Origin of the sequence: Intestinibacter sp. (assembly GCF_051866655.1) — a bacterium.
Lineage (GTDB): Bacteria > Bacillota > Clostridia > Peptostreptococcales > Peptostreptococcaceae > Intestinibacter.
This window is the reverse complement of the sequence record NZ_JBJDXL010000134.1, coordinates 1-6,141: the sequence shown is the minus strand read 5'-3', so window position 1 is coordinate 6,141 and position 6,141 is coordinate 1. Positions and strand designations below refer to the sequence as shown.

General features: G+C 30.9%; 3 protein-coding genes. All 3 read right to left on the bottom strand.

Features of this window, described 5'->3' with window-relative positions:
• A partial coding sequence (pyk, locus tag ACI3VO_RS03810) for a pyruvate kinase (protein ID WP_439756648.1) occupies positions 1-1,389 on the bottom strand: 1,389 nt, incomplete at its 3' end.
• Positions 1,390-1,435: 46 nt separating this feature from the next.
• Entirely contained in the window at positions 1,436-2,395 is a 960-nt protein-coding gene (gene pfkA, locus ACI3VO_RS03805; RefSeq protein ID WP_439756647.1) for a 6-phosphofructokinase, read from the bottom strand.
• A 171-nt stretch (positions 2,396-2,566) separates the two neighbouring features.
• Positions 2,567-6,088, bottom strand: a complete 3,522-nt coding sequence (locus ACI3VO_RS03800; protein WP_439756646.1) for a DNA polymerase III subunit alpha — start codon at positions 6,086-6,088, stop codon at positions 2,567-2,569.
• Between the last annotated feature and the right edge of the window lie 53 nt (positions 6,089-6,141).

The window sequence follows — 6,141 nt, the reverse complement described above, 5'->3', positions numbered from 1 at the left end:
ACTTTCTCCAACTGGTACACCAGCTGTTATTACAACTAATTCACCTTCATTTACGTAACCAGCTTCTTTAGATACTTCTATAGAGTATTCTACAACTTCATCGGTATTGCTTGCTTTAGGAGCTTTTGCAGTATAAACACCCCAGCTTAATGATAATTGTCTCTTAGTCACTTCACTATCTGTAGCAGCTATTATAGGAGTTTTAGGTCTAAATTTAGATACCATTCTAGCTGTATATCCTGAAGAAGTAGATGTTACTATTGCTGATGCATTTAATTCAATTGCTGTTGTACAAGTTGCATAACTTATAGCATCTGTTACTGTAGATCCTTTTAAATTACTAGCTTTTAATAATTCTTCATAATCTAAAGTTTCTTCTATTCTTTTAGCTATTGATGCCATAACTTTAACAGCTTCAACTGGATATTTACCTGCAGCAGTTTCTCCTGATAGCATTATTGCATCAGTTCCATCGTATATAGCATTTGCAACGTCTGTTACTTCCGCTCTTGTTGGTCTAGGATTTCTTATCATAGAATCTAGCATTTGTGTAGCAGTTATAACTGGTTTTCCTAATTCGTTACATTTTTTGATCATATTCTTTTGTATTATTGGCATTTCTTCTGTTGGAACTTCAACTCCTAGGTCTCCTCTTGCTACCATTAAACCATCAGAAACTTGTAGTATTTCATCTAAGTTTTCTACACCTTCTTGGTTTTCTATTTTAGATATTATTTGTATATGTGTAGCATTGTTGTTTTCTAAGATTTCTCTTATAGCTAATACATCAGATGCTTTTCTAACAAAAGATGCAGCTATAAAATCTATTCCTTGTTCTATACCAAATTCTATATCGCTTATGTCCTTTTCTGTTAAAGCTGGTAAGTTTATTTTTACTCCTGGTAAGTTTACACCTTTGTGGTTCTTAACTATACCTGAGTTTTCAACTACACATATTATATCTTTGCCTTCTATCTCAGTTACTCTTAATCCAACAAGACCGTCATCTATAAGTATAGTATCTCCTACTTTTACATCGTCAACTAACCCTTTGTAGCTTACAGTACATTTTTCTTTTGTACCTAATACTTCGTCCATTGTTATTATAAATTGGCTTCCTTGTTCTAAAAGAACTTCTGGATCTGCAAAATTTCCTGTTCTTATTTCAGGTCCTTTAGTATCTAATAATAGCGCTATTGGAAGATTTAATTTTTCTCTTACTTTTTTTGCAGTGTCCATTCTAGCTTTTTGTTCTTCATGGCTACCATGAGAAAAGTTAAATCTACATACATTAAGACCATTTTCTACTAATTGAGTTAATACCTCTTCACTATCAGAAGCAGGTCCTAATGTACATACTATTTTAGTTTTCTTTGCATTTTTTAACATATTGTCCTCCTAAATTGTCTTACATAAATTATTATATAAATTAAAACTATATAGATAGTATTTGTGTCATTTTATAAATATATTTGTCAAAATCTTTCTTCATAGCTAAAGCTTCATGTATGTCCATATCTATAACTTTGTCGTCTCTTATTCCAACTACTCTAGCAGATTTTCCTTCTAATAATAATTCTACTGCTCTTACACCTAATTTACTTGCTAATATACGGTCAAATGCAGTTGGACTTCCACCTCTTTGAACATGACCAAGTACTGTTACTCTTAAATCAGAGCCTGTTTGTTCTGCTATTTGTTTACCTATTTCATGAGCATTTCCAACACCTTCTGCTAAAACTATTATGCTGTGTTTTTTACCTCTCTTTTTAGTTGTTTCTAATCTATCACATATAGCTTCTATACTTTCTGGTTTTTCTGGTAAAATTATTGATTCGGCTCCACCAGCAAGACCTGAGAATAAAGCTAAATCTCCACAATGTCTTCCCATAACTTCAACTATATTTACTCTTTCATGAGAAGAAGAGGTATCTCTTATTTTACCTATAGCATCAATTACAGTTTCTATAGCTGTATAATATCCTATTGTATAATCTGTATATGCTAAGTCATTATCTATTGTACCTGGTATTCCTATTGCAGGGAATCCTAATTCGCTTAATTTAAGTGCACCATTAAATGAACCATCTCCACCTATTACAACTAAGCATTCTATTCCATGTTTTTTAAGAACTTTAACTGCTATTTTTCTTCCTTCTTCTGTTTTAAATTCTTCACATCTTGAAGATTTTAATATTGTACCACCTCTATGAATGATGTCACCTACAGATGATAAATTCATTTCTTTGATGTCATCTTCTATTAAGCCTTTATATCCTCTATTGATTCCATACACCTTACAACCATAGTATATTGCAGATCTTACAACAGCTCTGATTGCAGCATTCATTCCTGGAGCATCTCCACCACTTGTTAATATTCCTATAGTTTTCATCACATACCTCCTAAATATTTTGACTAGGACTTTTTTTGTCCCTATATTTATTTTTTATCCCATATTGATTAAAAAAAACTTACCCATTTATACTACGATATTATACCATATTTTTATAAAATTTTTGTCACTATATATGTTATATTTTCCTGTATTTTATATTAATATTTTTTATTCAACAACCTTAATGCAAGTTTCATCTAATATTTGCTTTAAGTTGTCAATTAAAATTGTGGAAATAGTTACACTCCCATTCCATTTATACTTCTTTTTTGGAACAGTTGTACATAAAAATACTGGTTCTTTTCCTGGGTAAAATTTTAAAATTTTTTCTATTTTTTCGAGTTTTTGTTTATCATTTATATCATCTATCTTTATAAATAATTTTTCCCCTTGTTTATCTACCTGTCTATTATACACCTTTTTAGTGGTTTGTGTAAAAGGAGTTTTGTCATTTATGTCTTTTATTTCTTCAGCAATTATTTTAGCATTGTCTTCTTGTATACTTAATCTCCCTTTAATATAAACTATATTTTCTTCATTTACAATAGCATTATATTGTTTTAATATTTTTGGAAATACAATTATCTCTATAGAACCATATAAATCTTCAATTTCTAAGAAAGCCATTATTTCATTTCTCTTAGTAGTTTGTATTCTTTTTTGAGAAATCATACCACCAATTATTACATTTTGCTGATCCATAGCTAAAAATTTATCTATATCTTCTTTTAGCTCTTTTAATTTTCTAGTATTTATAGATGTTTTTTGATTTAATTCTTCTTCATATTCAGAAAGAGGATGTCCAGTAACATACATTCCTAGAACTTCTTTTTCTAAAGCTAATTTTTCTCTTTCGTCGTATTCTTCTACATTTGGAATAGAATTTATTTCATTTTCAAATTTATTTAATTCTTCACTTTCTCCAAAACTATCAAACAACGAAATTTGTCCGCGGACATTTTTCTTTCTTTCTAAAGATACACTTTCTAGTACTTTTTCATAGCCCATAAGTAAGCTAGCTCTATTGTATCCCATTTCATCAAATCCACCACATTTAATTAAGCTTTCAATTACTCTTTTATTTATGTCTTTATTATCCAATCTTTTGATTAAATTGACAAAATCAGTGAATTCGCCATTTTCTTCTCTTTCTATAACTATATTATTAATTACATTTACACCTACATTTTTTACAGCTGCAAGTCCAAATCTTATATTGTTATCTTCAACAGAGAATTTTGCGAAACTCTTGTTTATATCTGGCTTTAATACTTTTATATTTAAAGCATTGCACTCTCTAATGTACTCAACTACTTTGTCTGTATTTCCCATTACACTAGTAATTAGCGCCGCCATAAATTCAACTGGATAGTAAGCCTTTAAATAAGCTGTTTCATAAGATATAACACCGTACGCGGCGGCATGTGATTTATTAAATGCATATTTAGCAAAGTCAATCATATCATCAAATATTTGATTTGCTATATTTTCATCTACTCCATTTCTTACACAGCCCGCTATTTCTATATTACCATCCTCATCTGTCTTACCATGTATAAAATACTGTCTTTCTTCCTCCATTACGTCCATTTTCTTTTTACCCATGGCTCTTCTAACTAGGTCACTTCGTCCATAGCTGTATCCACCTAGCTCTCTAACGACCTCCATGACTTGCTCTTGGTATATTAGACAACCGTATGTTACCTCCATTATAGGCTTTAGTTTTTCGTGGATATATGTTATTTTATCTGGATTATGTTTATTTTCTATATATGTCGGTATAGAATCCATAGGACCTGGTCTATACAGAGATATTCCTGCCACTATATCTTCAAAATTACTAGGTTTCAGTTGTTTCATGAACGATCTCATTCCTGCACTTTCCAGCTGGAATACTCCCAAGGTATTTCCTGAAGAAAGTAGTTCAAAAACCTTTGGATCGTCGTAGTCCATTTTTGAAAAATCTATTTTAATATTGTGGTTCTTTTCAATTAAATCAAGTGCATCTCTTATAACTGTCAATGTTCTAAGCCCTAAAAAATCCATTTTAAGAAGTCCTAACTCTTCTAAAGTTGTCATTGTAAATTGTGTACTTATTGCGTCCTGATGTTTGTATAGTGGAACATATTCATCAATAGGCTTTTTAGATATAACTACACCTGCTGCATGAGTAGATGCATGTCTCAACATTCCCTCTAATTCTTTTGATATATTTATTATAGTTTTTGTCTCTTGGTCTTGCTCATACATTTCTTTTAAATTAGGATTTGTTTCTAAGGCCTTGTCGATTGTCATTCCTAGTGAGTTAGGAATTTCTTTAGCTATTTTATCTACTTTATTGTAAGGTATATCTAAAACTCTACCCACGTCTCTAATAGCCAATTTTGCTCCCATAGTACCAAATGTAATTATCTGCGCAACATGATCTTCTCCATATTTTCGCTTAACATAATCTATAACTTCTTCTCTTCTTTCATAGCAAAAATCCACATCTATGTCCGGCATGGACACACGCTCTGGATTTAAGAATCTTTCAAATAACAAATTATATTTTATAGGGTCTATATCGGTTATTCTAAGCGTATAAGCAACAATTGAACCTGCCGCACTACCACGTCCTGGTCCAACCATTATGTTGTTTTCTTTTGCAAAATTTATAAAGTCCCATGTTATCAAGAAGTACTCAACATACCCCATTTTATTGATAACACCTAATTCATATTTAAGTCTTTCAAGAATTTCTTCGCTTGGATTTTCGTATCTTTCGTATAGTCCCTTGTAACACAATTCTTCTAAATACTTAGATGTAGTATACCCCTCTGGCACTTCATAATTAGGTAAATGTATTGTATTAAAATCAAATTCTACATTACATCTCTCTGCAATTTCGACAGTATTATCAAGGGCTTCTATGGCATATGGAAATAATTCCTCCATTTCCTCCCTAGATTTTAGATAAAACTCATCTGAACCAAATTTCATTCTTCCTGGATCATTTAAAGTTTTCCCCATTTGAATACATAGTAAAACATCATGTGCTTTAGCATCTGTTTTATCTACGTAATGTATATCATTTGTAGCTACTAGAGGTATATTTAACTCTTTAGATAATTTCACTAAAGATGCATTGACCTCTTTTTGTTCTGGTAGGTTATGATCCTGTAATTCTAAAAAGAAATTACCTTGACCAAATATTTCATTATATGTTATAGCAATTTCCTTGGCTTTTTTATAATTTCTGTTTAATAATGCATTTGAAACATCTCCAGCTAAACAAGCAGATAGACAGATAATACCTTCACTATGCTGTCTTAAAACATCGATATCTACTCTAGGCTTATAATAAAATCCGTCTACATACGATATTGAAACTAATTTTATTAAATTTTGATATCCTGTCATATTTTCTGCAAGTAAAACTAAGTGACCATATCTTTTGTCGAAATTAGGATCTTTATCTCTTAAACTTCTCGATGCTGTATATAGCTCACATCCTATAATAGGTTTTACTCCCGTTTTTTTAGCTTCTTTATAAAAGTCAATTACACCAAACATACTTCCATGATCAGTTATAGCAACTGAACTCATACCTAAATCCTTAGTCCTTTTTATTAGTTTCTTAACTCTAGAAAAACCATCTAATAAGCTATACTCTGTATGCACATGTAAATGCGCAAAATCTGCACTCATATTTTCACCTCCCAATAAAAAACTTATCTATATACTTATATTTTTAGTTTAAC

Coding starts and splice junctions, on each gene's coding strand:
- pfkA (WP_439756647.1), bottom strand. CDS start 2,395: ATGAAAACTATAGGAATATTAACAAGTGGTGGAGATGCTCCAGGAATG.
- ACI3VO_RS03800 (WP_439756646.1), bottom strand. CDS start 6,088: ATGAGTGCAGATTTTGCGCATTTACATGTGCATACAGAGTATAGCTTA.